17 protein-coding genes are annotated in these 21,677 nt (G+C 34.0%); 7 read left to right on the plus strand and 10 right to left on the minus strand.

Annotated elements, in window-relative coordinates; translation table 11 throughout:
- Nucleotides 1-21 precede the first annotated feature (21 nt).
- From OOL01_RS03320 to OOL01_RS03350, 7 genes are all read right to left on the minus strand, one after another.
- Nucleotides 22-762 (minus strand): hypothetical protein, encoded by a 741-nt coding sequence (locus OOL01_RS03320; protein ID WP_264687138.1) that lies wholly within the window; start codon nucleotides 760-762, stop codon nucleotides 22-24.
- A gap of 131 nt (nucleotides 763-893) precedes the next feature.
- The gene (locus OOL01_RS03325) at nucleotides 894-1,481 is read right to left on the minus strand and encodes a hypothetical protein (protein ID WP_264687139.1); all 588 of its coding nucleotides are present in this window, start codon (nucleotides 1,479-1,481) and stop codon (nucleotides 894-896) included.
- A 74-nt stretch (nucleotides 1,482-1,555) separates the two neighbouring features.
- The gene (locus tag OOL01_RS03330) at nucleotides 1,556-2,719 is read right to left on the minus strand and encodes a phage major capsid protein (protein WP_264687140.1); all 1,164 of its coding nucleotides are present in this window, start codon (nucleotides 2,717-2,719) and stop codon (nucleotides 1,556-1,558) included.
- Nucleotides 2,720-3,610: 891 nt separating this feature from the next.
- Nucleotides 3,611-4,291, minus strand: a complete 681-nt coding sequence (gene pyrF, locus OOL01_RS03335; RefSeq protein ID WP_017532286.1) for an orotidine-5'-phosphate decarboxylase — start codon at nucleotides 4,289-4,291, stop codon at nucleotides 3,611-3,613.
- Nucleotides 4,292-4,334: 43 nt separating this feature from the next.
- A complete protein-coding gene (locus OOL01_RS03340) occupies nucleotides 4,335-5,501 on the minus strand; it encodes a hypothetical protein (protein WP_406718701.1) in 1,167 nt (388 codons plus the stop codon).
- 137 nt (nucleotides 5,502-5,638) lie between these two features.
- Nucleotides 5,639-7,735, minus strand: a complete 2,097-nt coding sequence (locus tag OOL01_RS03345; RefSeq protein WP_264687142.1) for a coiled-coil domain-containing protein — start codon at nucleotides 7,733-7,735, stop codon at nucleotides 5,639-5,641.
- 41 nt (nucleotides 7,736-7,776) lie between these two features.
- Nucleotides 7,777-10,341: a valine--tRNA ligase gene (locus OOL01_RS03350; protein ID WP_264687143.1), complete on the minus strand. Its 2,565-nt coding sequence runs from the start codon at nucleotides 10,339-10,341 to the stop codon at nucleotides 7,777-7,779.
- 157 nt (nucleotides 10,342-10,498) lie between these two features.
- Here OOL01_RS03350 and OOL01_RS03355 point away from each other — a divergent pair, with 157 nt between their 5' ends.
- The gene (locus OOL01_RS03355) at nucleotides 10,499-11,158 is read left to right on the plus strand and encodes a hypothetical protein (protein WP_264687144.1); all 660 of its coding nucleotides are present in this window, start codon (nucleotides 10,499-10,501) and stop codon (nucleotides 11,156-11,158) included.
- A gap of 112 nt (nucleotides 11,159-11,270) precedes the next feature.
- Here OOL01_RS03355 and OOL01_RS03360 read toward each other — a convergent pair whose 3' ends face one another.
- Nucleotides 11,271-12,563 (minus strand): cbb3-type cytochrome c oxidase subunit I, encoded by a 1,293-nt coding sequence (locus tag OOL01_RS03360; RefSeq protein ID WP_458694740.1) that lies wholly within the window; start codon nucleotides 12,561-12,563, stop codon nucleotides 11,271-11,273.
- A 62-nt stretch (nucleotides 12,564-12,625) separates the two neighbouring features.
- Between OOL01_RS03360 and OOL01_RS03370 the strand changes: the two genes are divergently transcribed.
- The 4 genes from OOL01_RS03370 to OOL01_RS03385 all read left to right on the plus strand — a co-directional run bounded on the left by OOL01_RS03370 (nucleotide 12,626) and on the right by OOL01_RS03385 (nucleotide 16,291).
- Nucleotides 12,626-12,802, plus strand: a complete 177-nt coding sequence (locus tag OOL01_RS03370) for a hypothetical protein (protein ID WP_160141980.1) — start codon at nucleotides 12,626-12,628, stop codon at nucleotides 12,800-12,802.
- 84 nt (nucleotides 12,803-12,886) lie between these two features.
- Nucleotides 12,887-13,996, plus strand: a complete 1,110-nt coding sequence (locus OOL01_RS03375; RefSeq protein WP_264687145.1) for an outer membrane protein assembly factor BamB family protein — start codon at nucleotides 12,887-12,889, stop codon at nucleotides 13,994-13,996.
- A complete protein-coding gene (lpdA, locus tag OOL01_RS03380) occupies nucleotides 13,989-15,368 on the plus strand; it encodes a dihydrolipoyl dehydrogenase (RefSeq protein WP_264687146.1) in 1,380 nt (459 codons plus the stop codon). The genes OOL01_RS03375 and lpdA overlap by 8 nt, the downstream gene beginning before the upstream one ends.
- A gap of 2 nt (nucleotides 15,369-15,370) precedes the next feature.
- Entirely contained in the window at nucleotides 15,371-16,291 is a 921-nt protein-coding gene (locus OOL01_RS03385) for a tyrosine-type recombinase/integrase (RefSeq protein ID WP_264687147.1), read from the plus strand.
- A gap of 213 nt (nucleotides 16,292-16,504) precedes the next feature.
- Here the strand turns inward: OOL01_RS03385 and gatB are convergent, their stop codons facing one another.
- Both gatB and pdhA read right to left on the minus strand, forming a co-directional pair.
- Nucleotides 16,505-17,935 (minus strand): Asp-tRNA(Asn)/Glu-tRNA(Gln) amidotransferase subunit GatB, encoded by a 1,431-nt coding sequence (gene gatB, locus OOL01_RS03390; protein WP_264687148.1) that lies wholly within the window; start codon nucleotides 17,933-17,935, stop codon nucleotides 16,505-16,507.
- A 205-nt stretch (nucleotides 17,936-18,140) separates the two neighbouring features.
- The gene (pdhA, locus tag OOL01_RS03395; RefSeq protein ID WP_264687149.1) at nucleotides 18,141-19,121 is read right to left on the minus strand and encodes a pyruvate dehydrogenase (acetyl-transferring) E1 component subunit alpha; all 981 of its coding nucleotides are present in this window, start codon (nucleotides 19,119-19,121) and stop codon (nucleotides 18,141-18,143) included.
- A 65-nt stretch (nucleotides 19,122-19,186) separates the two neighbouring features.
- Between pdhA and hemJ the strand changes: the two genes are divergently transcribed.
- On the plus strand, nucleotides 19,187-19,615 hold the full coding sequence (hemJ, locus tag OOL01_RS03400; RefSeq protein ID WP_264687150.1) for a protoporphyrinogen oxidase HemJ: 429 nt from the start codon (nucleotides 19,187-19,189) through the stop codon (nucleotides 19,613-19,615).
- Between the two features lie 154 nt (nucleotides 19,616-19,769).
- Entirely contained in the window at nucleotides 19,770-21,281 is a 1,512-nt protein-coding gene (locus OOL01_RS03405; RefSeq protein ID WP_264687151.1) for an HlyD family type I secretion periplasmic adaptor subunit, read from the plus strand.
- The last annotated feature ends 396 nt before the right edge of the window (nucleotides 21,282-21,677 follow it).

A 21,677-nucleotide genomic window follows, 5' to 3' on the forward strand; every position in this document is an offset into this window, starting at 1 on the left:
CATAAGTAATTCTCGTCAAGTTCAATATAACCTACCGGTTTTAGGTTCATTAGCAACAAGTTCTGGAAGATTAGTTGTTGTAATTTCAAATGGCTTTTTGGACATTTTAGTTATTTTAACAAGCTTTTTGTTCTCATCCAAGCCTACTTTATACATCATTTCTAATGGGTCTTTTGAAATAGTTCCCTTGTCATGCTGTTTCTTCACTGAAGTTATGGATACAGATTTCTTTCCATCATCTACATCTTGACATGAACTATAAGGGCCAGTAATACAAAACTTGTTACTTTCACACTCTACAAATATACGAAATTCTCCAGGTATAACTTTACCATTTTTGTCTTCATTTTTACATTTTTCTTCAAGACGTTTATAATTCTCGTTTGTTATAACAAATAGTAATTTGTTATCGATAAATTCAAAATAACTCTCTGGCTTTGTGCTTTGTTGAATAACATTAGGTTTATTAGGATTTACGTGCCTTCTTGGTTGTTCTGATTTTTCTGGAAAATTTTCTGCTGGCTCGACGTTTGTACCTGTTTTAGATACAGGTTCTTCAGTCTCATTTTGCATAGGGGTGCTAACAGTTGGACTTTTATTTACATTCTCATCTGAAGGTCTCTTTGGTGATATATTTTCTTGAGCAGTATTTGCTTTACTGCTAAATAACCAATTCCAACCTGATGAAATTTTTCTTGCAATCCATGAAATTCCTCTACGATCAGCAATCCACTTAAAAAAGTTTTTTATACTTTCCCACATACTTTACTCCTTAAATTAATAATTTAATTATTATATATAAAGTTTAATTTGTCAATTTTCTCCTATGGAGAAAACTTATAAAGAAAAAAGAGCACCAAAGGAGGTGCTCTTTTGTGAAGAAAAGATACTCTTTATGAAAATGGCATAATAGGTATTGATGAATTTATAGCTGGCTTATCTAGCACCTTACTAGGTTTACCAGCTTCTGAGCTTAGTACCTTGCTATCACTTGCAGGCACTTTAGATGTAGAACTTACAACTTCAGGTTTCTGAGATATTTTATCTATAGTACCAACTGTACGCTTACTATTTAAACCCAACATCTTTTTCATTCCTTCTAACTCACAAGACAAAGTTTTACCATCATCTACCGAGTCCACTATAAAGGATACCGAATTATCGTTCGTGGCAACAAGTTCGCTGTAAGCAATTTTGAATATAGCTTTGCCAGATTTGATATTTACATGATATTTTGATGGACTTTTACAATCAATATTTCTCCAATCCATAATTTCTGGTACATTCTTTTTGTTTGTATGCAGTACTAACTGCTTATTACCATTTTCTTTAATAACACCCCAATGATTGGATTCACCCTTCACTAGTTCAATTACACTATTTTTTTGCGGTTTACTAGACCACAAGTTTTTAATGCTGTTCCAGATTGATGCAATACCTCCTGCAATCGACTGAAAAAAGTTTTTTATTTTTCCTAACATATTTTACTCCTTAAATTAATAATAATTTAATTATTACATAAAAAGTATAATATGTCAATTATTTCATAAAAATTTTAGTACTTGCTCGCAATTTTCAACAATTTAATAGCGCTGGTGTTGACAACTTCCCCGCCAACACGCTTAGTAACAAAAAATCTAACATAAGGTTTGTTTGTATAAGGTTCTCTAAGTATTCTCATTCCTCTGTTATCTACGATCTTATAAGCTTGTTTGAAATCCGCTACTGCAATCATTGTAGGTGGCATATCAGCAGATTGATATACTGGTATTCCCATTAAAGTATCTGGAGTTTCAAGCGATAAACTCGGCTGCCAAAGATACTGACCTGTTTCAGATTTTAGTAGCCTAACGTCCTTTAACGTACTCCTGTTCATCAAAAATGATGCATTTTTAGAGTAATGTTCATTTAGAGAGTAGTACAATATCATTATGGCATCGCTGTCTAGCTTATCAGCTTTAATTTGCTCTATCTTATTATGACCATTTCCATTTTCGTAAGTTAAAATTCCTTTAGGTTGAAAAGTGCCATCACCTTTAATAAAGGCTTCATTCTCCTTCTTACTGAAAGTTTCGGCAACCTTTTCTACAAGCCAATTTTCAACATTGACAAATGCATCATCGAGCAATTTTTGTGATATTTGCGGCTGAGCATAGAGCTCATAAGTTGTGATGGAAATCTTTTGAATTTTAGGTGTACTTGTGTCTTGTGCAAAATCATACTTGGATTTATAGCCACCATCTTCGTCCTCTACGACTTCACCACTCCAACCTGCACCAGCACGGTCACAATCTTCTATAATATAATCCAATGTTTCAGTAGAGATTCTTTGACTAGAACATATTTGCCGCATTGGAGATGAATCAGCTATACGCTTGTTTATCCGTTTTACAATGTGAGGAGTAACTAAATACCCTCCAATATCATTGTCATCTCCACTTAGGGTTTTATGTGATAACCTACTTTCCATTCCTTTGCGGATATAATCAGAAAAATATTTATCACCCATGTTAAAATCTGTGCTAATTTCTGGACGTTGAGCTGAAGTTTCAATAAAATCTAAGCGCTCTTTGCAATTATCAATATTACTATTTATCTTGCATAGCTGCTCAGGTCCTTTGCTTTCGATTTCTTTTAGTTTGCGATCATTTATTAATTTAAATTGCTCCCATGATGAAGCGAGTTCATTAACACGGTGAGCGATATCAGTAAGTGACATAATAGCCTCCTTTAAAAATAAAATTAGAATAGTATTGTAATTTGAAGGTAATCTTTAATCTCAGTACCTTTTCGTTGTTATGCAAACTGCATTCAGAAAAAAGACCGGTGAATGGCAGCTTAGTATAACTCAAACGCTTGTTTACAATATGGATCCCAGTGCTGGGAGGCGCCCTCATGGTAAACAACGTTCATACAACTGTATATGTATACTGCCATTCACCGGTCTTTTTTCTGGATTCCAGCATTGGCTTCATGGTAGATACAAATAAACGTAAGGCGCTTGGTAACGAGAGAAAAATTATACTGATTACTTGTTGAAGTAAAAAAAGCAGTGTAGTATTACACCACGGTAAATATTATACTTAATTGTTAGCACTATACAGCATCCATTTTTTTGTGTCAAGCATTTTTTTTCGCTGCGTATCTGTTCAGAAGAATGTGCAAATAAAGTACGTAGCTGTACAAATTTGCCAAAACAATAAATGGTATCCTTTAATTATCCTCTTTTTATCATTTCAGTCACAGCTGTACGAACATTGTGGCAATTTGCATAGTAAACAGTGTCAAGCACTGCCTTTGTGTTCGAGGCAAAATTAGTTTAACATACTGTTTTTGAAACAAGTAGCTTTGCGTGTCTATGATGTCATCCCAGTGCTTGACACTGGGATCTAGTTTTTGGACATTGTTTTTGACATATGTCCTTAAGGACTATTGTTTACTGCATAATTTGCAAATACTTTTTATATCTGGATCCCAGTGTCAAGCACTAGGATGACACCCATTTAGTTATCTTTTCTCGTCTACCTTGTTTTGCCACCCTGCTGAACGGATACATACCGTTTGTTGCTTTTATTCTATGGTACCTTATCTACCTTGCCGCTCTCCTGCTTCAATCAGTAAGGGATTTCAATATTAATTCTGCACTACTTGCGGGATTGCCGCTTTTTGTAATTGGTCTGCCAATTACGATATAATCAGCTCCTGAATTTATTGCTTCTTTTGGTGTTGCTGTCCTTTTTTGATCATCATGACCTCGATTCATACGGATTCCTGGAGTAATAATTTTAAAGTCTTTACCACATTCTTGGCGCACTTCTTGAGCTTCTAGTGCAGAGCAAACTACTCCATGTAGTCCAATCTTTTTTGCAAGCTTTGCTAGCAAAATTACCTGTGATTTTGCTTCCCTTGCTACTCCGAGTTCACTCAGATCTTCATTGCCCATACTAGTTAGTACTGTTACTCCAATTAGCTTTATTTTCTTTCCTTGCACTATACTTAGTGCTTCTTTAAGCATTTTTGTTCCACCACTGATATGCAATGTTAGCATTTCAACATCTAGAGCTTTTATTGCTTCAACTGTTCTAGCTACAGTGTTTGGAATATCATACAATTTTAGATCTAAAAAAATTGGTACATTGCATTTTGCAACTTCTCTCACTCCAGAAGGACCATGTGCAGCAAAAAATTCTAACCCAAGTTTTACCATGCCAACCTTATCACGCAGACCATTAGCCCAAGATATGGCTTCATTCAAATCTTGTGTATCCAGTGCGCATATTATTGGGTTCATTATCTTGTATAATTTTTTTTATAATAAGAGTAATTGTTGCATTTTACAATCCATATTCAGGGATTGGTCCACTTGCAATGCTTTGTACAGACACTGAACACGATAATCTGGTCGGAGTGGGTGAACGACTGGCATATCCAAGATCTTCCTGTAAAGAATCAGACGTTTCCTCCGATGTTTTGGAACCTTTCATTGGCTTGAATTGCACAAGCTGCCCTAATATAAATTTTATTTTCTGAGTCTCCCCTAATATTATTTTTTTGCTATAATCTTTAATTGTTTCATTTTCTCTTATCGATTCTTCTATCTTATCTATCACATATTGAAGTTGTTTTATTTGACTGTCTCGCTCTAAAAGTGAATTTCTTAAATTTTTCACTTCGTTATTACAATCTTGTCTTATTCTGTCTAACTCAAAAGATTGATTTTTAATTAAACCGTCTGCTTTATCTAGCTCTTCAAATTTCCTTTTTAACTCTTGAGATAAGTTTTTATTTTTCTGATCAATTTCTTTAAATTTACATTGTAATTCATCTAATTTCACACAAAGTTCTTCTTTTCTTTTATGTAATTCTTCTTTTTTCATATATAGTATATGTTTCTCTTTACGTAATTTGTCTATTTCCTTAGATAACTCCTCTTTTTCTTTAGATAATTTCTCTACTTCCTTATATAATTCCTCATATTTATCATTGTCTATTTTTCTTTTCAATTCGATTATAAGTTTTTTCCTCTCAGTTAGATCAGCTTCTTTTTCCTGTAACTGTTTACACAAATATGAGATTTTATGGAGTAGTTCTTTTTCTTGTGCAGCAAGCTCATCTTTCTCCTTCGTTACTTTTTCTAATTCGTCTGTTATTCCAATTATATGGATCATTTTTGCTTCTAATTTCTCCTCCAAAGATTTTTTTTCTTTAAGAAAAGATTTCCTCTCAGCTTCTATTTTTTGACCAAATTTTCTTTCTTCCTCGTATAAATTGTGCTTTTCTTGAGTCAACTCACGCTCTTTGTGAGCAAATTTCTTCTCCACTTTACTAGTGTCAATAATTATTTTATACAAAATCATAAAAGCCAAAACAGATAATACAGCTAAAGCGAGAATTAAAGAACTAGGTACATTAATAAGCGCTAAAGATGTAAGTAACGTGAGAGTAGCCAGAGAACTAGCTATAAAATAAAATGTATTATACTTATTAAGTAAATTGCTCATCACCCATATACAAAACTTCAGCAGTCTTGTATATATTGATTAAAATTGTCTTACCTGTAGAGGAGAACACTTATCACAATTTTACCAGTGATAAACTTTAGTTGATATTCTAACTAAACTCAAAATGCAAGGTGGCATCAGACAGGAGTAGAACATCTACTAGAATATCCAAAATCTTCTGAATATGAAGTTTCATCCAGCTCTTTATTTGGTAGTGCTGATAAATCCCCATTACTCATATTTGAAGAAGCAGGGCTATCATTAGTTTGTACAGATATTTCTTCAATTACTCCTTTTATTTCTTGATCACTGACTCCAACATTCTTGATTAATTCCTCCAATCTATTCAAAATCTCTAATACAGTTTCCTGCGATATAATCACTTTATCTCCTTCTCTTACATTCTCTTTGAACAAATATATCATGTTTTTTGCCAAATCTTGTGCTAAGCTCACACGATTCTGATGAACTAATGAAGATTGATCATTCAAATCTGAAATTTCTTCTTTTATAGAATGCTTCTCAAATAGTAACTCTTTGTACTTTTCATGTTGAATTTGACTTTCTTCCTCCAGATTGATGCTATAATTTTCCAACTCTTCACTGTTTTTTCTTTCTTTATTAAGAATTTTTTCTAACTCTTTAATCTTACTGAAATATTTAGTTTCTTTCTCTTCCGATTGCTTACTTAGTTCTTCTAAATCTACAGTTAGTTTAATCACTTCTTGAGTTTTTTCATTTAACTTTTCTTGTAATCGTCTTTTTTCTTCTTCTAAATCCGATGATTTAAGTATTAAATCATAAGTTTCAGAACTTTCTTTTTGCAACTGCGCTTCTAACTCTGCTATTTTTTTCTCTTTCTTTTCTAAACATGTCATCAATTCTGTTACTTTTTTAGATTCTAATTCATGTGATTGACTTTCTAATCTCTGGATTTCACTATATTTATCACCTAAATCTTTTTTAGTATCATTCAATTCTTGTTCTAACCTTTTATTTTCATTTATTGATTCATCCAGTTTAAGCTCTGATCGCCCTATTTGATTAACTAGTTTTTGTATTTTGACAACTAGAATTTTAGCATATTCTTCCAAGCCTTGCTTTTCTTGCACTAATTCAGCTTTTTCTTTACTTAACTTTTGTATCTCTTTTTGCGCTTTCCTTAACTTCTCCTCTAACTTTTCCTTCTCTACTTTTCTCCTTTCAAATTCACTCTCTACCGAATCACTTAGCTGCTTGAGTTTTTGTGTTACTTCAGCCAAAACTTCATCTTTTTCCCTTACCTTTCCATTTAATTCCTCCACCTCTCTCATTTTTTGCTGTAATTGTTCTAATATAGTTTGATTATTTCCAGTTAATCTTGTATTTTCTTTTTCCAATTTATTAATTCTTTCGTTTAAGCTGTCATCTACAACTTGTGCAATTTTGTCTTGCATTTTAGTACTGCCTATTTGAGCTTCTTTTCTGCCACGCTCAATTTCTTGAGTTGTTTGAATGTTAATATTTCTATTACTATTTTCTATCACAATCTCAGATGATTTATGATTGCCTTTCTCCTTATTTCTAAATTTTATTTGATACAAGAATAAGTTACCTATTTTTACATCTTTATTTGCTTTCAATTGATCATCAGTAACACGATTACGCTCGATAAGTTCTATACCATTAGCATCAATATTAATTATAATAGTGCACTTTTTTCCGTCCTCATCACACCAATTCAGAGTCATTTCGTATGCACCATCAGTTACAACATAGTGCCTTATTCCTTCTTCAGAAACAAAACCGTGCATTCCATTTTTTCCATTGCTATGCAGAGTTGAAAATCCTGAAATTCCATTATCTTGACAGAAATTACTATTCAAAAACTCACTGACTTTGAATTTGTTTTTATTAGCTCCCAATTTAACTTCTGCACAACTACCATATATTGACACTGTTTCAACACCACTTTCAATATACCCATTCAATACTTTTTTAGCCTTATCTTGAAGCTCTAGTCTCTCCTCCTTTACATTATTGAAATCTTGGATAACGGCTTTATACACTTCATCTTCATTAAAATTGGCATTGTATTTTATTAAAAAAGATAATATGTGAAAACTAGCTACAGCAGTGTGAATTGATTTATTCTTTTCTTTTATCTTACCGAGCAAAAACAAAAACCTTTGAATGAAGTCATGATAATCATCTTTTTGCTCTTCAATTTTATTATTATATGAATTACCAATCATTATTACCTCACAACTAAATAATTAGTATAGTAATACGAGTGCTAAGTTACATCAATCAATAAACTTACAGTAAATTTTCCATTCTCAGTTATAAGCTCTGCTTCTGTACTCTCAACCCATTCTATCACTTCAGCATTGCAAACTGACTGCAAATCATGCTGAGCAGAATAATTTAACTCATCCTCTTTTACACTCGCTTTTATCATCAACTTTTGTATAAGATGCTTAACTGATACGTTATTATCTGCTTTTATTTTTCTCACAAGGTTTAATATCTGCACGAAATTATCTCCCATTTCCTCAGAATACTTATCATAGGTAAGTTCTTCCTTGTTAGGCCAATTACTTTTATTGTGAACGGAGTTATAACTATACAACTGATGATATATTTCCTCTGTAATGTATGGCAAAAATGGTGCAAATAACCGCAAAATAATATTGAGTACATATGCCAAACTCTGTTTCGCACTCATGTTTGCCTCGCTGTCCAATGCATCTCCATATGCACGTTTTTTAACTAACTCTAAGTAATTATCACAAAAATCTTTCCAAAAAAATTCTTCTATTGCGCTCAAAGCTTCGCAGTATTCAAACTGTAATAGGTTGTTCGTCGTTTTTTCTATCACTTTATATAATTTGGACAATATCCACTTATCCATCGTCTCACTGATGGAATTTATGCTCAATGCTTGATGTTTTTCCATAAACATGGAAACAAATTTGCTAGCATTCCAAAGTTTCGTAACAAGTCGTTTGCCAATTTTGAAGATATTTTCAGAGTAGACTGTGTCAACTCCAAGTCTTGAGTTTGCTGCCCAATAGCGTACTACGTCAGCTCCATAGGTTTCAAGCATTACATGAGGAGTGATGATATTACCTTTTGATTTACTCATCTTTTTTTTATCATCAGCCAAACACCAACCACTAATCATGATATTTTTCCACGGCAGTGAATCTGCATGATAATGTGCCTTCAAAATCGTATAAAAAGCCCAAGTTCTTATTATCTCATGGCTTTGGCTGCGCAGATCTGCAGGAAATATCTTATCATACCGATGGCTTGGTAAACCGAGCTCACTGTTTACTGCCAGTGCACTTAATTGAGGAGTGATCGCACTTGTTGCCCAAGTATCCATCACATCTTGATCTGGAGTAACTTCTTCTTTAATATACCCTTTCGGCAAATCTTTGAGTGGATCTACAGGTAAATCCTTTACTTCAGCTAGAATGATTTTGCCTTCTTCTCCCTTACGTTTTGAATACCAAACTGGAAATGGTACACCAAAGTAACGCTGTCTTGAGATGCACCAATCCCAACTTAGCCCTTCTATCCACACCTCCATACGTTTACGCATAGATTCTGGATGCCAATTACATTTACTCACTTTATCTAATACTTGAGTTTTTTGCTCTAAAGTCTTGACAAACCATTGATAAGTAGGTAATATTTCAAGCGGCGCACCAGATCTTTCAGCACATTTAACAGAATGAGAAATGCTAGTGCTTTCTATTAAAAGTCCTTTTCCACTGAGGATTTCAATGATCCTCTTTCTTGCTTCTTTAACTTTTAGTCCATGGATCCCAGTGTCAGCTACTCGGATGACACCGGCATGTGTCTCCTCTGTCACCTGAGTAGCTTGATACTGGGCATCTTTCTCCCCTGTCATCCCAGTGCGTGACACTGGGATCCATTTTTGATCACACACTGCATGCAGGTTTATCCTTCCATCCTGATCAATTATAATTGTCACCGGCAGATTATGCTTTTGCTGCCAGTATATGTCGAGCTCATCACCGAATGTACAGCACATAACAAGCCCAGTGCCTTTATCTATTTTAACCTTATCATCAGCTATTATTGGAACTTTTGCCCCTGTCATTGGCACTATGGCTATCTTACCAATCAGCTGAGTATAGCGTTCATCCTCTGGGTGACAAAAAACCGCAACGCATGCTGGAAGCAACTCAGGTCGTGTAGTTGCGATGTGAATCTGCTCATTTTCTTCAGTGGAAAAAACTATTGTATTTAAAGATGACTCAAAAATTTTATCTTCTATTTCCGCTTGTGCAATTGCGGTTTTATCAACTGGGTCCCAAAGAATAGGTTGCATTTTCCTGTATGCATATCCCTTATTATATAAATCAACAAATGACATTTGAGAAAGTGCCACAGCTTCCTTGCTGATCGTGTGATATTCCAAACTCCAATCATAACTAATGCCGACCGATTTAAATAACTCCTTGAATTCTTGCTTTGACTTCTCAATAACCTCATGGCACATCTCTATAAATTTTTCTCTGCCAACTTCTTTTGCGCGGGTTCTATAGGTTTGCTCAACTAACCTTTCAGTGGGAAGCCCATTATCATCAAACCCAATTGGATAAAATACATCTTTCCCCAGCATACGTTGAAACCTTGCAATAAAATCCGTATGGCAATAGCTAAATATGTGACCGATGTGTAACTTTCCCGATATCGTTGGTGGAGGCGTATCTATAGTGAAAGTATTATCCTTTTCACCATTCCATTTATAAACTTTACTCCCTTCCCATAATATGTTGTATTTGTTTTCAATTTCTCTAAAGCTGTATTTTTCTTCTAACATAAATATTTTTCAGTTTTAAGCTTTAAGTTAGCACAATTGAGCAAATACAGCAATTTTAATGTCTATCATTTAATTTAGCCTTGTTATGATACAAATACTTCTTGACCTTATAATTTTTAATGTATTACATAATAAATTTTTAGTATTGAGGTTTATTATGCTTAACTTTCATAACTTAAAAGAGCTTATAGATATTCTAAGTAATCCATACTATGTGCCTCACCCAGCAAAAGTAGACTTAGTAGAATTGCTTGAAGACGTGCTGGAATTAGAAGGTAAAAAAAGCTCAGAAGATGCAATAGCTACATTGAAAGATAAAATAAGAAATGAATTAAAAAATGAAATAAAAAGTGAAATGAAACAAAAGATAAATAAATTTGAGCAGCTAGAGAATGAAAATATAGAATTAAAAACTAAAAAGGATCAGGCTGAACGGTTAAACATAGCCTTAGAACATAAAAGGGAGATAGCTCAGAACAAAAATATAGAATTAAAAGCTGAAAAAAATAAACTAAATACTCAAATCCAGCAGTTACAGCAAGAAAAGAAAATATTAGAAACCAAAAATGAAGCAAATAAACAACTAAAAGAAAAAGCAACATACATCGCTACTGCTAGTACTGGTCTTGCTGTTGGGTTAGTAGTATATACTGCACTTGAACATACAACTAAATTAGATATATGGTTAATGGTTAGTATAGCAGTAGTACCTGCACTCATAGCTACTAGTCTGACATACTTAGCACTTAAACCTAGTTCTCAAGTAAGTGAAACGCAAGAACCACAAGGAGTAGCAAATAAGAATTCAGTAGCTTGATATAGTTTTTTTCATTTCACTGCCTTTCCAAATTTGAAGCAGGTTGTTTGAGCCATAGTACAAAGTAAATATAGTAATTTTACACTGAAATTTTTAGTTTTGTTTCTGTGGGTTAGTTGGTACGAGCCTTGCCTTTAAGAAGATGTAAAATCACAATTATTACGAATAACATTCCACCAATAACTGATATAGCTCCACCCGTAATAAAACAAGCACGTGCCAACATTGATGAAATACTTGGCAGATCTGCAACTTTTCTTAATGCACCATATCCACCAAGCCAAACAAGTCCAGTAATGTGGAGAAAATGTCCCAAGCTATATGCATAAATCTGTAATCTTACTATGGAGCTTTTTATTTCTTTACAGCCCAATTTTGGTAACAGCCAGTAGACAAAATTCATAAAAGCTATAGTAATACCAACCACAGAACCGTGATAATGCGCAGGGATAGTGACATTTCCTTCAATAGTTAGCACTCCAAGCACACCTCCATAAATGAACAATACAAACGAGTGGAGAAGATAATTGCCCTTATCATTGAGCAGAGTTTTTATGTTGCAATATACTAATATTGTTAAAAAGCACGGCAGAACTGCTCCAGCAATTCTCATATGCCAGGTAAAAAACTGTATCAATTCAGCACTATCCGCCGAATAAATAAAGTATATAAACGGCGCACCTACGGTCAAAACTGTGTTTATAAATAGTGGTAAAATGGTAATTTTATTTAGACTAATATAGCGAGCATTCAGTATGATCAAATAAACTAAAAACATTGCTTGAGCAAAGGCAAACTGCAGTAAATGTCCGCCTCCCCAAAAGAGATATTCATAAAATAAATTCTTGTCTGAGTGATATAGACCTGGAGGCGTATTTTTATGTGCTAAAACAACACAAAGAAATGATGACACAAGTATAATGACCAGGCCAATTTGTCCGATTGAAAGATATGAGTCTTGTTTATTTGATATGTAGGCTAGAGCTGTATTTATCAATATGCTGGTAATGAAAAGACTGAGTCCAAGTAAAAATAATTTGTTTTGTAATACAGGTATATAGTTACTTTTGATAACTTCAGTATTTGGAACAAATGCAGATATAAACATTAGCAGTATGGAAAGGATTGAGAGAATCCATGAGAAGTTAAACCAATGATTGGTGTTTTTTAAGTTTATGATGAAGAGCAGAGATATTATAGAGCACATCCATACCAAAATTGACAAATTTACGTGTATCACCAGTGCATTATCAAAGATATATTGTGCAGAAGGAATGAGAGAAGAAATAAAAGGCAATCGTAGAAAAATAACAATTATTGACAGCAGTCCAGAACAAGCAAGAGCAAGTACTGCCAAGAATATCCATTGCCTGCAAAGTGAAGCGTTATTTTGTATGTTGAGCATTTACTTTTAGGTACTATAGCATAAGACAATGTACATTTTTCAAATTGATATGCATAGTTTAAATGAATGACATTACAACAATATCTTTCATCGTGAAAATGCTGCGTCCATTTCCATTTCATATTATGGTAATATTACTGACAGCGTTAGTCTGGGCTATCGAAATGTGTTTTAATCAATACTTGATAAAAATTATTACAGTAAGAGAATCTTTACATAATGGCATGACATTACGTTAATGCTTTTGATCCACAATTAAGAACATTTTCGTTGTGATTTACGTTTCTAGTATGTATATTAATAAATCTTGTTTTCACTAAATAATGAAAATAATAATTGTCATGATAATGTTATTGTATAGTAACTATACAATGGCAAGCGAACGAATAAGTTTAGTAGATAAAAAATTATCTCAAGGATATGTAGCTCCAATACTTACAGAAAATAGCGTTATTTTACCAGACAAGCACGGTACCTTATATTCCTTTGATATCGATAACCCAAGAGTTATAAATTGGAAATTATACCTCTCAAGTAGGAAAAAAATTGGTAATATGAGTTTATCGAGCTACAAAGAAAATGTTTTCTTTGTAGTGGATAACATTCTACACACAATAGATGCGAAAACAGGGGAGATTCAATGGGAAAAAGAATTAAGAGCTCCGGCAAGAGGGAAAGCAATAGTAATAAACAATAAGTTGGTAGTATTGACTATTGATAACTATCTACATGTATTTGATATAAAAGATGGCAGCCCCATTTGGGCTTATCAAAATGGTATAAATGAGGTTCGAGGTTTATATTCCATCTCACCAGCAGTCTCTAATGATAAAATAATGGCACCATTTTCAAATGGCGAGTTAATAGCTTTTAATGAAGAAGGTAAAAAACTATGGAGCCAAAAATTAGCTACAAATCTTTTAGACACACAGCTTACAGATGTAACTACTACACCTAGAGTACACGATAATATCTTAATAGCTACGAGCAACTCTTATATTTATAGCATTGACGTAAACTCAGGAAATATTTTATGGTCAAGGCCACTACAAGTAAAAAGTATATCAAACATTGAGTCATATTATAGCCCTCTTATTCCTGCAGAGAAACAAAAAGAAGGCGGAAGAATTTTCATGGTGACTAAAGATAATAAGGTAATTGGCATCGACATACAAAGTGGAAAAACAGTTTGGACATCTGATTTTATAGAGAATGTGCAATTGTTTGTTCCAATTATGTATGCCCATACGCTTTGGGTAACAAGTAATAAAGGTTCAATATTTGCTTTTCCTGGATCTGAAAGTACAGGAAGGGTAATTAAAATACCCGGTAATGTGTTTCATGCTCCAGTATTTACCCATGGTAAGATGTATATAACGACTGAAGGAAATGGTGTTTATTCTTTAGAAAATAGGTTTGTTTTTTATGACTGATTATGATTTGATTATTATAGGTGGTGGTCCAGGTGGTTACAAATGCGCTATTGCTGCTGCAAAACTTGGACTCAAAGTTGCTTGTATAGACAAAAATAGCATTTTTGGTGGCACGTGTTTGCGAGTTGGGTGTATACCATCAAAAGCATTACTCCATTCCTCTTATCAGTATGCTAGCGCGAAAAATAATCTATCAAAACTTGGCATAAAAGTTAAGGATGTAAGTCTCGATTTGAGAGAAATGATAGGCTATAAAGACGCTAGAGTTCAGGAACTTGGAAAAGGCATAGAATATCTGTTTAACCTTTACAAAATTACTAAGATCAATGGACTTGGAAAAATTACTTCTTTTGATCAAGGCAACCTTGAAGTTTCAGTTGAAGGTAAGGTGCTGAAGACAAAAAATATAGTAATTGCAACCGGTTCTGACGTTATTTCTTTGCCAGGAATTAATATCGATGAGAAAAGTATTATTTCATCAACTGGTGCATTGTCTTTAACTGAAGTACCAAAAAAACTTGTCGTAATCGGAGCCGGGGCAATAGGGCTTGAAATGTCTTCTGTATGGAGGAGGCTAGGGTCTGAAGTCACTGTAGTAGAATTTTTTGACAGAATCGCTGCAGCAATGGATGGAGAATTAAGTAAGTCTCTACTTTCTAGTCTACAAAAACAAGGAATAAAATTTTTACTTAGCACTAAAGTTGAGGGAATAAAACAAAGTAGTAACTCTTTGAGTGTGAAAGTTTGCTCTGTAAAAGATAATCAAACAAATACTATAGAGGCGGATAAGGTATTGGTGGCAGCAGGACGCAAACCATGCTCTGAGGGTCTTGAAAAAATAGAAAAAGACAGTCGTGGCTTTATTAAAGTCAACAATAGTTATGAAACCAACGTAAAAGGAATATTTGCTATTGGTGATGTGATTGGCGGAGCAATGCTTGCTCACAAAGCTGAGGAAGAAGGGGTGGCAGTTGCAGAGATACTAGCAAGGCAATTGCCTCACGTTGATTATGAAATCATACCGTCAGTCATTTACACCCACCCTGCAGTTTCTTCAATCGGTAAAACTGAAGAAGAACTAAAAAGTGCTGGTCGAAAGTATAAAGTTGGTAAATGTCAATTTGCTGCAAACGGTAGAGCAAAAGTCACTGACGATGCTGAGGGATTCGTGAAAGTTCTGACTTGTAGCCAAGCAGATACAATACTCGGTGTACATATCATAGGAGCATACGCTGATACGCTAATCAATGAAGCAGCGGTTGCAATGGCATATGGTGCAGCAGCAGAGGATATATACAGAATTTGTCACTCTCATCCTGATATAAATGAAGCCTTTAGGGATGCGTGCATCGATGCTTTCTTTAAAAAGTAACTGTGGACCTCGGTTCAATCATTGAAAAATGGTATGATTGGCTAAAGTACAACAGGTCTTACTCACCAAACACTTTGGAGTCATACATGAGGGACCTCAAAGATCTTATAAATTTCCTAAATACTCACATTGGTGAAGAAGTAAATGTTGGCTCTTTAGAAAAATTAAGCATACCTGAACTGAGAAGTTGGTTTACCTCTCGTTATGCAAGAGGTGTAAATGCGAGATCTAACACTCGCGCATTGTCAGTAATCAGAAATTTTTTCAAATATATAAAAAACAATTATGAAATAAATAATGAAGCGGTATTTTTTTTATCAAGGCCAATTCAGAGAAGAACTCTACCTAAAGCACTTTCAATATCTAACATAGAAACTCTATTGAAAGAAATGAAATTGCCTGATCTAGGCGAGCCTTGGGTGGTAAAAAGAGAAATTGCAATTGTCGTTCTGCTATATGGTACGGGCTTAAGAATCACTGAAGCACTGAATCTTAAGGTTAGTGATATTAGCAATGAAAGTTTAATAGTAACAGGTAAGGGAGATAAACAAAGGCAGGTATTTATTCTTCCAGTAGTAAAAAAGTGTATACAAAAATATATAAAAGCTTGTCCCCACTTTGACGAAGCGGGACATCTTTTTGTGGGGGTAAGAGGAAAAAAATTGGGAAGAACTTATGTTGCTAATCGTTTGCAAAAAATAAGAAGATTTTTAAACTTACCAGAAATTTTATCTCCACATGCATTTCGCCATAGTTTTGCTACTCATTTGCTTCAGGAAAATATTGACATAAGATCAATACAACAGCTGCTTGGCCACTCAAGCCTTGAAACTACTCAAGTTTACACTCACCTAAATTATCAAGATGTCTTCAATATGTATAAAAACTTTCAGAAAAGTTTGAATAAAAAATCGAAATCTTAACTTCGTCTTAAATCGATAGTATTGCCGAACTGAGTGCTTGCAACATCATTCAGTACTGTACTTGCTTTATATAAGCAATAGTGACCAGCAGAGAAGAAAGCAAAAACGTTTTGCAAAAGGTTATGAATGAAAGAGAATAGACAGCAGAATTTAAATTAGAAGCTATGTAAAGAAACAAGTCAAGCAAATAGCAAAAGATCTGGGACCGTACACCTAGGCACTCAATTTTAATTTTTCACTCAAAACCAAGTTTACGACATCAGGGCTGGCTTTTCCTTTGGTGGATTTCATGACTTCACCAACAAAGAACCCATACAATCTTGTTTTACCACCCTTATATTCTTGAACTTTATCTTGGTTGTCATTGATGATTTTATCTATTACCTCTGAGATTTGACATGTGTCAGTTATTTGCTTGAGATTCTGCTCTTCTATAATAAGGGATGCAGGCTTTCCAGTTTCAAACATAATATCAAAAACTTGTTTACCAAGTTTAGCAGAGATCGTTCCATCGACGATAAAGTCGAGGAGCTCGGATAAAGCATCTGCTTTAATTGGAGAGCTAACAATATCAATATTTGTTTTATTTAAACGACCGAAAAGCTCGACGGTTAACCAGGTAACTGCAATCTTTGAATCATGCTTTTTTGCTAATTTTTCAAAATAATCGGCAATTTCTTTATCAGAAGTGATAACGTCTGCATCATATTCATTGATACCTAATTCCGCTATGTATCGAAGTTTTTTTTGATCTGGCAACTCGGGTAAAGATGATTTAATAGAATCAATTTTGTCTTGGCTTATTTCAACAGGTAGCAAATCAGGTTCAGGGAAATATCTATAGTCACTTGAATCTTCTTTGCTTCTCATCACTTTTGTTTTTCCTAAAGTGACATCAAACAATAAGGTATCTTGACTTATTTCTCCTCCGCTTTCCAAAATTTTGATCTGCCTTTGTGCTTCATAATCTATAGCTTGTACAATATAACGTATTGAATTTAAGTTTTTTATTTCACAACGAGTGCCAAATGTGCTACTGCCCTTTGGGCGAACAGAAACATTTGCATCACAGCGAAGTGACCCCTTTTCCATATCACCATCACATGAACCGATGTAACGCAAAATCTGCCTCAATTTTTTCATGAATTCTGCAGCTTCTGCAGATGAACGAAGATCTGGCTCTGAAACAATTTCCATTAAAGCAACACCTGCACGATTTAAATCTATGTAAGTTTTGCTTTCTTCATGAATACTCTTTCCTGCATCTTGCTCTAAGTGAATTCTTGCGATTCTTATTTCTTTTTCATTATTATTGATAAAAACTTTGCCATTTTTAACTATTGGCTCAAAGAACTGGGTTATTTGATAACCTTGTGGTAAATCGGGATAAAAATAATTTTTCCGGTCAAAGTAAGAGCATTTATTAATTTCTGCAGAAATTGCAAGTCCGGTGCATATTGCTTGCTCTATGCAGCTATAATTTAATACTGGTAGTGTGCCTGGCATTGCTGCATCAACTAGAGAAACTTGAGTATTGTGCTCAGTGCCAAATTCCGTTAGTGAACTAGAAAATAGCTTTGTCTTAGAAGAAACCTGAGCGTGTACCTCAAGTCCAATTACTGTCTCCCAGTTTTCTTTTGTCATGTATTTTATTCAATTAATAACTTTATATTCTGCAAACTAGCACAAAAAGTCAAATAAAACTCATTTAACCTATGATCCAAGAGCGGTGTATATCAATAATATAAGAGTTACTACAGTTTCTATTGACTAGGCTGTTATATAATAAAGTTAAGTGCTGCCAAAAAATATCTATAGTAGGCCAAAACATAATTTTGATGGCAACTGATTAGCTAACAAATTTATAAACATCAGTATATAGTTCATCAATGCCTGGCTCTTTACTATTTTTAGCAAAATCTTCTGACTTTTTTACTAAATCTCGTATTTCCTTATCAATAGCTTTGCATTCTTCATCAGAAGCGATTTTATTGTCTGTTATATACTGCTTTAGGGTGCTTATAGGATCATGATTTTGCTTCATATCTTCAACTTCTTCTTTTGAGCGATAAGTAGCAGGATCTGACATTGAATGTCCACGATATCGATATGTCTTCATTTCAAGCAAGATAGGTCCTTTTCCCCCACGTACGTGCTCAGCTATTTCACTTGTTAACTCATAGACAGAGAAAAAATCCATTCCATCAACTTGTTTTCCAGGAATACCAAAACTCTCTCCTCTTTTATATAGTTCAGTTACTAAAGTTGATCTTTGTACAGAAGTTCCCATTGCGTATTCGTTATTTTCTATGATATAAACCACAGGTAACTTCCACAAAGATGCTATATTAAATGATTCATATACTTGTCCTTGATTTGCAGCACCGTCACCAAAATATGTGAATACAACGTTATCTTTTTTCTTGTATTTATTAGCAAATGCTATTCCTGTGCCAATTGGGACTTGTGCACCTACTATTCCATGTCCACCAAAGAAATTTTTTTCAACATCAAATATGTGCATGGAGCCACCTTTGCCTTTTGAACACCCTGTTTCTTTGCCGGTTAGTTCTGCCATCACAACATTCGGATCAGAATTACATGCAAGCATTAAGCCATGGTCTCTATAGCTTGTGATAAAAGCATCACCAGATTTTGATGCAGCTTGAGTCCCAACTGCAACTGCTTCTTGCCCTATTGATAAGTGACAGAATCCGCCTATTAATCCCATTCCGTATAATTGTCCTGCTTTTTCCTCAAATCTGCGTATGAGAAGCATTTTTCTGTAGAATCCAATCACCTGTTCTTTAGTGAAATTTTCTGCTTTCATATTGACTTTCTTTTATTAAATTGAGATCATACCAGAAATTTTTAACATTTTATAATACTATCTATATGGACTACTATCACTGGTTTGAAGCTTTTCACGTTATCTCTGTAATTATGTGGGTGGCAGGTATGCTCTATTTGCCAAGGCTTTATGTTTACCATGCATCTGTAAAACCAGGGTCAGAAAATGACAGCTTACTTCAAATAATGGAGAAGAGACTCCTTAGATATATCATAAACCCTGCAATGCTTTTCTCCCTTAGTTTTGGAATTATGCTAATGATTATTAGGGAACCATATTACGAAGGGTGGTTTCATGTAAAAGCGCTAGCATTATTCTTAATGTTTGCTATTCATTTCCTACTTGCAAAGCATAGGAAAAATTTTGTAGTGGGCTTGAATAAGAAAACTCACGTTTATTTTCGTGTTTTAAACGAAGCAGTAACAGTGTTAATAATAATTATAGTTATTATGGTTATTGTAAAACCTTTTTGATTTTCTAGCCTAATGCTGAACCATTCAATAGAGTATAAGAATTGTTACTAAATAGTTTATTCTGATGTTCCATAGTCTAAGTAGAGTACTTAAGATATAGATTCTTTGTTTTTGTGTGTTATCCTGATTAACAAGAATTCGCAGTAGTATTATAATGAGTAAGTTAAAAAAGCTTAGTGCTGGACTTTCTTTGACAGGCCTGATTGGTAGTGATGATATAGATATGCAAAGGGCAGGAAATAGAAAGAAGAAATATCAATTTTTGGATAAGACGTTCGCATGGATTGATGCGATGATAAATTTTATTTTTAAACGTGAGAGTAATAACGCAAATGAAGTCCTAAAAGTCACATGGGGACCACTATTTTTTGGTTTAGTCGTGATATTCATCTTTTTTGGAATAGGTGGTATTTGGTCGGCTATAGCTCCAATTGACGGAGCAGTGCATGCAAGTGGAGAAGTTATTGTCTCTTCAAATAGAAAAATAGTGCAACACTTGGGTGGGGGAATAATAAGCAAAATTTTAGTAAAAGAAGGTCAAACAGTTAAAAAAGATGAGCCTTTAGTTTTATTAAGTGATGTTAACGAAAAGGCAAATTTGAGTATAATTAAAGAAAAACTCTTATCACTTTTGGCAACTGAAGCAAGACTTATTGCAATTAGGGGAGACTTAGATACGCTAGAATTTTCTGATGAGGTTAAAAGATTATCTAACGATGAACTTGTAAATAAAGCGATAAAGAATCAGGTAAAGTTGTTCAACTCTCAGAGAAAGAGTATATTAGGAAAAACTGACATACTGCAACAACGTATAAAGCAGTTAAATGCTGAATTAGCAGGGCTAAATTTTCAACTAAATGCAGCCCATAAGCAATATGACTTGATAACTGAGGAGTTAGAAACAAAAAGACAATTACTTGATAGTGGCCATATAAGCAAACCACACATTTTAGCTTTAGAAAAACAGTTTGCTGAAATTGAGGGTAGAGTTGGACATTACCGTTCTGCAATATCTCAAGTACAGCAAAAGATTGGAGAAAATGAGTTAGAGATTATAAATGTGAAGAATGATGCTCAAGAAAGAGCAAATGCTGAGCTTAAGGAAGTCAATACATCTATTGCAGACTTAAAAGAGAGGCTGATGGTTGCTGAAGATTCGTTAGCACGTACAATAATTAAATCACCTCAAGATGGTATAGTTACAGATATAAGATACCACACTGAAGGTGGTGTTATACAATCTGGAGTTCCAATCATGAGTATAGTACCATCAGATGATGATCTAATAATAGATGCTAAAGTTCTAACCAGAAACATAGAAGAGATACTGTCAGCAAAAAAGAAAGATAGCAATATAGTCTCTGTCGACGGACTAGAAGGGCTAAAAGTTAAAGTAAGGCTGAGCGCTTATAGTGCACGTCGCTTAAGTTTAATTAACGGTATAGTAAACCATATTTCCCCTGATGCTCTTGATGATCCAAGGATGGGGCGTTATTATTCAGTGCGAGTGGTGATACCAAAATCAGAACTTGCTCAATTTAAAAACGTATACCTATATCCTGGTATGCCAGCAGAAGTATATATAGTTACTCAATCCCGCACTCTTTTATCGTTCTTGTTTACACCTATAATTGCAACATTCGATAGATCTTTCATAGAGAGATAATTTATTTTGCTTTTCTAAAAAATTTGTTTACAGAGTTTGATATGCAAAAAAATTTACACACAAGTAGTGTATTATTTTATAATTATTTTCTATAATATGTAAATCTTTGATTTAAGATGCAAATGCTAACGTAAACATTAAAGGTTAATTAGTAAACTCAGCTGTATAATAGAATTAAAGGAATTAGTAAGATTTTTACCTCAATGAATTATAAATAGGCAAACTTACCTAAAGTTTAATAGTGTCTGTTACTGCTTTTAGGTGTGAGGCTAGAGGGTTATTAGCAATAACAGACACTATTAAACTTATTATAGAACTTCCTTAAAGTAAATACTTAACTTAAAATATTGTAATATTTTAACTTAAAATAGATTCATGTAGATGCTTTTTCCTCAA

Origin of the sequence: Wolbachia endosymbiont (group B) of Rhopobota naevana (genome assembly GCF_947250615.1) — a bacterium.
Taxonomy (GTDB): Bacteria; Pseudomonadota; Alphaproteobacteria; order Rickettsiales; family Anaplasmataceae; genus Wolbachia.

What these genes read in the sequence shown, in the direction of transcription:
- OOL01_RS03320 (WP_264687138.1), bottom strand. Translation starts at nt 762, where the DNA reads ATGTGGGAAAGTATAAAAAACTTTTTTAAGTGGATTGCTGATCGTAGA.
- OOL01_RS03325 (WP_264687139.1), bottom strand. Translation starts at nt 1,481, where the DNA reads ATGTTAGGAAAAATAAAAAACTTTTTTCAGTCGATTGCAGGAGGTATT.
- OOL01_RS03330 (WP_264687140.1), bottom strand. Translation starts at nt 2,719, where the DNA reads ATGTCACTTACTGATATCGCTCACCGTGTTAATGAACTCGCTTCATCA.
- pyrF (WP_017532286.1), bottom strand. Translation starts at nt 4,291, where the DNA reads ATGAACCCAATAATATGCGCACTGGATACACAAGATTTGAATGAAGCC.
- OOL01_RS03340 (WP_406718701.1), bottom strand. Translation starts at nt 5,501, where the DNA reads ATGAGCAATTTACTTAATAAGTATAATACATTTTATTTTATAGCTAGT.
- OOL01_RS03345 (WP_264687142.1), bottom strand. Translation starts at nt 7,735, where the DNA reads ATGATTGGTAATTCATATAATAATAAAATTGAAGAGCAAAAAGATGAT.
- OOL01_RS03350 (WP_264687143.1), bottom strand. Translation starts at nt 10,341, where the DNA reads ATGTTAGAAGAAAAATACAGCTTTAGAGAAATTGAAAACAAATACAAC.
- OOL01_RS03355 (WP_264687144.1), top strand. Translation starts at nt 10,499, where the DNA reads ATGCTTAACTTTCATAACTTAAAAGAGCTTATAGATATTCTAAGTAAT.
- OOL01_RS03360 (WP_458694740.1), bottom strand. Translation starts at nt 12,563, where the DNA reads ATGCTCAACATACAAAATAACGCTTCACTTTGCAGGCAATGGATATTC.
- OOL01_RS03370 (WP_160141980.1), top strand. Translation starts at nt 12,626, where the DNA reads ATGAATGACATTACAACAATATCTTTCATCGTGAAAATGCTGCGTCCA.
- OOL01_RS03375 (WP_264687145.1), top strand. Translation starts at nt 12,887, where the DNA reads ATGAAAATAATAATTGTCATGATAATGTTATTGTATAGTAACTATACA.
- lpdA (WP_264687146.1), top strand. Translation starts at nt 13,989, where the DNA reads ATGACTGATTATGATTTGATTATTATAGGTGGTGGTCCAGGTGGTTAC.
- gatB (WP_264687148.1), bottom strand. Translation starts at nt 17,935, where the DNA reads ATGACAAAAGAAAACTGGGAGACAGTAATTGGACTTGAGGTACACGCT.
- pdhA (WP_264687149.1), bottom strand. Translation starts at nt 19,121, where the DNA reads ATGAAAGCAGAAAATTTCACTAAAGAACAGGTGATTGGATTCTACAGA.
- hemJ (WP_264687150.1), top strand. Translation starts at nt 19,187, where the DNA reads ATGGACTACTATCACTGGTTTGAAGCTTTTCACGTTATCTCTGTAATT.
- OOL01_RS03405 (WP_264687151.1), top strand. Translation starts at nt 19,770, where the DNA reads ATGAGTAAGTTAAAAAAGCTTAGTGCTGGACTTTCTTTGACAGGCCTG.